The organism is Candidatus Contendobacter odensis Run_B_J11, from assembly GCF_000531125.1.
Classification (GTDB): Bacteria; Pseudomonadota; Gammaproteobacteria; order Competibacterales; family Competibacteraceae; genus Contendibacter; species Contendibacter odensensis.
In genome coordinates this window covers 1-5,150 of sequence record NZ_CBTK010000205.1, presented here as the reverse complement: position 1 = coordinate 5,150, position 5,150 = coordinate 1, and the positions used below count along the sequence as shown (strand labels likewise).

Here is a 5,150-nt window from a genome sequence, read left to right as displayed (position 1 = left end):
CTGGGCTGGACTCGGTCAAGGCGCCGCCTAGCAGCACACCGCCGATCACTGCCTGTGACCACTTGCCCAGACTGCGCAGAAATTCCCGCCGTTCCCCGGTATCCGGTGCGTCGGCGGGTTGGGGTTGTTGCTCATCATGCCGATCTGTCATGTGCGCTCTCCATTATTTCTTGGGAGCTGGCGCTGTTGGCGCTGCTGGCGCTACTGGCGCTGCTGCTGGTGCTTCGTCTTCCGGCGGTGGACCTTCGTCACCGCTCAGATTGGAGAAGTGCATGGCCTGAAACCGCCAACCGGCTTTATCCTTTTTCAGTACCGCCGAAACATTGAGCCCGAACTCGCGGGACTCCTTACCGTCTGGCGTGGTGTCCTTCATGTTACAGGAGGCCATCAGCCAAGCGCCGTTACCGTCTTCACCCCCGGAAACATCGGGACATTCGTGGCTCAGCGAACCGGCCTTGAAAGTCTCAAAGAAGTGCTTGTAGGTATCTTCCACCGCCGCCTTGCCTTTCCAGAATTCGCCGGGGCCGGTGCCCATCACTGCTACGCTGGGATCATCGGCATAAAGCGCCATCAACGCCTTGATATCCTGCTTGTTCAAGGCTTCATGGTGCTGGCGCAACGCTGCCTTGAGTTCCGCGCTCGCCTTTTCAGCTTCCGGCGACGGCGCCGCGAGTACCGGCAGCGCCAGGGTGCAACCGAGGGTTGCGGCCAATAAGATTCGATATTTATTCATTAAGTGATCCTCGATACAGGTGATGAGTGAACTGAAATCCACGCTGGCGATGGCCGACGCTAAAATCAGTATAAACCGCTTCCATAGTATTGGCATTGAGCGCGGACTCTACAGACAGCGGTTCTTTGTCAGGGATTACCTGCCGTGAACCTGATCCAGACGCGCCCGGAATTTTTGCGCCCAGGCATCGAAGGCTTGCTGCGCGTAGGCCCAGGTCGAGAAGGATTTAGCGTAATCCGAAACGCCAGTTGTGACCGCGTTGCCGACGCCCTGCGAGGTATCCACCACATATTTCCGACCCACTCGCGTGTCGGCGTACTCCGCGACGACCCGGCTGGTTTCGCTATCAATGAATTGCACCGCGATGCCGGTGCGACCCAGATAGGGTGCAGATCCCACCGGACCGCCCGACGCCGCCCCCGAGGCTAGATCGGGGATTGTGGCAAAGGGCACGACCGCAGCAACCACGCTCATCTCCGGTTTGGTGGGCACCAGATTGACAATGGTGATCCGTACCCGCAACACCCCTCGTCCGGGCTGGGTGACGACCGGATAGGCGCTGCCGAGCGCGTTCACGATGGCCTGGTGAAAGTAATCCACCAGCGCCTTCAGTTGCGTGGGATCGACCGCTTTGTAGTCGGCGTCGCCGGCGAGTTGAACCTGGATGCGCTCCAGCAAAATCTTGTTATACCGGGCCAGAGTGGTGGGGGAGTCGGCCCATTGATAGGCGCCGCTGTCGCCAGGCACCGGCTGGAGTCGGCCCGGGTCGCTCAGAAACCCGGCATAAGTGACGGGGGTAGGTGCTTGCTCACTCATGTCGGGATTGGAGGCACAGGCCGTTAGCAGGAGCGCGAGCGATGCCAGGCAGGGGAAGATCAGACGACGCATAATCATAGAATCCGTTGCAGGTGGGTAGGGAGCGGGCAACTCGGACAACGGGTTGCCTCATAAGCATAAGTGAAGAGTGCATCATGTGCCGAAAAGCACCCTGCGCGGTCTATAAGAGACTCAGGACTTTCGCTGACCACCTGAATTCGTCATGCCCGCGAAAGCGGGTATCCAATGCTGATCAGCCACTTACTGGACTCCCATTGACGCGGGAATGACGTTTATCAGTCATTGTCATGGTAGGGACGAACCCCGTTCTTGTTATTTCACGCCAATTTCCACTGGATCATTTGTTGCTGCTTGCGTTTTCGCCGCTGGCTGGTCACTGTGGAACCCCCAATGCAGTCTAAACTCTGAATCGGATACTCCTTCCTTCTCGCTTACTCCCTGGATATTGAAATGCGCAAAATCATCTTGATTGCCGCCGCCTTGTACAGCGCTGGCGTATTCGCCGCCGATCCGGTCCCTGCATCCGCTAAACAGCCGGATATGACGCACATCCAAACCGCCTTGAACGGGGCAAAACCGGACAGCATCACCTTGACCGCTATTCCGGGATTGTACGAGGTGATTGTCGGCGGCCAGGTGCTTTACCTGAGTGAGGATGGCCGTTTTGCGGTGCAGGGCGACATTCTTGATCTGAGTTCCCGCGCCAATCTCAGCGAGAATCGCCGGGGTGAACTGCGGGAAAAGGCGATTGAGGCGGTGGGCGAGAGCAACATGGTGGTGTTTACGCCGGAGGGCGCGGTTAAGCACACGGTTACGATCTTCACCGATATTGATTGTGGTTACTGCCGCAAGATGCATAGCCAGATGGCCGATTACACCAAGGAGGGCATCAAGATTCGCTACCTGTTGTTCCCGCGTGAGGGGATCAATTCCGAGTCGTACCATAAGGCGGTGGCGGTCTGGTGCGCGGACAATCGGCAGGAAGCGATGACCAAAGCCAAACGTGGCGAAAATGTCGAACGCAAGACCTGTGACAATCCGGTCAAGGCGCAGTACGAATTAGGTCAAAAGCTGGGAGTACGCGGTACGCCCAGCCTGATTCTGGAATCGGGTGAAATGATTCCCGGTTATGTGCCGCCTACGCAACTGGCGCAAATGCTGGCGGAAAATAAAGCCGCTAAACCAGCGGCTCAACCCTAAGAAGCCGTAAGGACGTTCGCTTTGAGTCTATCAACACACCATTCATCGAAGAATGATTTTTCAACCTGAAGCGAAAGTCCTGTTGGATTGCTGGTTAGGACGGAAGCCCTACCACCGACCGGCGACGGGCAAATCGCCTTGCTTGCCGAAACTGCCAAAGTAGCAGCGGTCAATCCCGCAGCCGTCCCACGCGCCATTGCCGTTGTAGTCCAGATACCAGGTGCCGGCCCGGAACACCCCGACCTTGGCCTTGCCGTCGCCGTTCCAGTCGCCCGCCACCGGGAAGTCCCCGGCCTGGCCGAAGCTGCCGAAGTAGCAACGATCCACGTCACAGCCGTCCCATTGCCCGTTGCCGTTGTAATCGAGAAACCAGGTGCCGGCCCGGAATACGCCGACCCCGGCTTTCAATCCGCCGTTCCAGTTCCCCGCGACCGGCAGATCGCCGAGCTGGCCGAAGCTCAGGCAGAGATCCGTGCCGCAGCCGTCCCATTTCCCGTTGCCATTGTCCAGGAACCATTGCCCGTTACGGAACACTCCAATCTTGGCAAAGCTGGTTCCGTTCCAATCCCCAGCCACCGGCAGATCGCCCGCTTGGCCGAAACCACTGTAGCAGCCGTCGGCGACGCAGCCATCCCATTGCCGGTTGCCGTTGCGATCAATGAACCATTCGCCGGTGCCCGAACGCAGTACACCAATGGTGTTCTTGCTGCCGCCGTTCCAGTTCCCGGAGGCGGGCATGTCGCCGGCCTGCCCAAAGCCGGTGAAGCAAAACTCGGTGCCGCAACCATCCCACGCGCCGTTGCCGTTGGCGTCGAGAAACCACTGGCCGTTGCGGAACACGCCGATAGCAGAACCGAGGTCTTGTCCAATCGGTGACATAAGAAACGCATGGGTTTGCCCGTTTATAGTGCCGGAGCCAACCATTTGACCCGCATCGTTAATTGCGGCAGCAGCACCGTTGATGGCGTTCGCCGCCCCTAAAAACCAGCCGGCAGGAAAGAACGGATTCAAATCAATCATCCTGCCACCGGTGTGCAGGAAAAGATGGGTTTCCCTATCGCCAGCGATTGTGGAAGCCCCGAAGACTTGCCCACCATTATTAATGCTGAAGGCGATGCTCTGAGTCCCGCCCAAAGTGCCAAGGTCGATCATCACCCCGTTCGCGTACCGGAAAGCGTGGAGAGCGCTATTCCCGGCGGTCGTCGAAGACCCCACCACCTGCCCGCTGTCGTTAATGCTAATAGCGAAGCTCTGAGTCCCGCCCAAAGTGCCAAGATCGATCATGCGCCCGCCGCTGTACAGGAACGCATGGGAATCGCCGGCGGCGGCAATTGAATACTGGCCGCTACCGGTCAACGATTTCTTTCCGGGCGGGGTGCCTCCGATTATTGAGTATCCGACGATCTGCCCAATAGCGTTGATACCCAAGGCTGAGCTATTTGCCCCGCCCAGGGTGCCAAGGTCACTCATTCGTCCGCCGCTATACAGGAACGCATGGGTAGCGCTATCCCCAGCAGTTTTTGACTCCCCGACGATTTGCCCGCTGGCATTGATGCCAAAGGCGGCGCTATAAGTCCCACCCAGGGTGCCGAGGTCGGTCATACCCCCGTTGGCATACCAAAAGGCACGGGTGGCGCGCTCCCCGGCGGTGGTCGAAGACCCGACGATCTGCCCACTGGCGTTGATGCCATTGGCGTAGATCTTCGTCCCGCCCAAGGAGCCGAGGTCGGTCATACGCCCGCCGCTGTACAAGAAGGCATGGGTGGCGCTCTCCCCGGCAGTGGTCGAAAACCCAATAACTTGTCCATGTTGGTTGATGCCAGCAGCGACACTTTTAGTCCCGCCCAAGGTGCCAAGGTCGGTAATGGCGTATGAAGAAGCCAACACTTGACTGGCAACCGGAAAGCTAAAAATAACAATTATTATTAATAAGATAGATGGATTTTTGAGGAATAATAGCCTACGTTGCATTGTCAATCCTCCTGTAAGTGTGCTGAATGCTACCTTACAACTTTAGCCGGTGCCCGATCAATTGTCTGTCAAGCAGCAGGTCAGTGTAACGTCACCGGTAGTCTACCCACCTTATATTTTGGCTCAATATGGATTCCGGTCAGTTCGCTGTGTTATGCGACCAGCAGTTCCAAAAGGGGTCTGAGTAACCCCTGACCACGAATCCGCGCGTTATACACGAACTGAAAGAAGTCCAGGTAGAGCGGCAATTTCTCTTGCGAGATTCCCCGATGGGGTCGCAACCAGGAACAGAGCAAGGACCAGAAGCCCTCCATCGGGTTGACATGAATCTCATATAGTCTCGCCAATAACTATAGCAATCATTTACAGGTTGTGGAATTTTTCAACACACCCTTCTGAAAAATTTATA

Annotated in this window: 4 protein-coding genes and 1 pseudogene; 1 reads left to right on the top strand and 4 read right to left on the bottom strand. The window is 57.2% G+C overall.

The annotated features are described in order from the left end of the window. Positions 1 to 163 precede the first annotated feature (163 nt). Both BN874_RS12305 and BN874_RS12300 read right to left on the bottom strand, forming a co-directional pair. Entirely contained in the window at positions 164 to 733 is a 570-nt protein-coding gene (locus BN874_RS12305; RefSeq protein WP_034433752.1) for a YybH family protein, read from the bottom strand. A gap of 135 nt (positions 734 to 868) precedes the next feature. Then, the gene (locus BN874_RS12300; protein WP_051497786.1) at positions 869 to 1,621 is read right to left on the bottom strand and encodes a DUF3313 domain-containing protein; all 753 of its coding nucleotides are present in this window, start codon (positions 1,619 to 1,621) and stop codon (positions 869 to 871) included. 399 nt (positions 1,622 to 2,020) lie between these two features. Here BN874_RS12300 and BN874_RS12295 point away from each other — a divergent pair, with 399 nt between their 5' ends. After that, positions 2,021 to 2,770, top strand: coding sequence for a DsbC family protein (locus BN874_RS12295; RefSeq protein WP_034433751.1), 750 nt, complete (start codon positions 2,021 to 2,023; stop codon positions 2,768 to 2,770). Between the two features lie 108 nt (positions 2,771 to 2,878). Here BN874_RS12295 and BN874_RS22630 read toward each other — a convergent pair whose 3' ends face one another. After that, on the bottom strand, positions 2,879 to 4,657 hold the full coding sequence (locus BN874_RS22630; protein WP_195912183.1) for a hypothetical protein: 1,779 nt from the start codon (positions 4,655 to 4,657) through the stop codon (positions 2,879 to 2,881). 236 nt (positions 4,658 to 4,893) lie between these two features. Further along, positions 4,894 to 5,076 (bottom strand): annotated as a pseudogene (locus tag BN874_RS25740) (IS1595 family transposase); the annotation flags it as partial. Positions 5,077 to 5,150 lie beyond the last annotated feature (74 nt).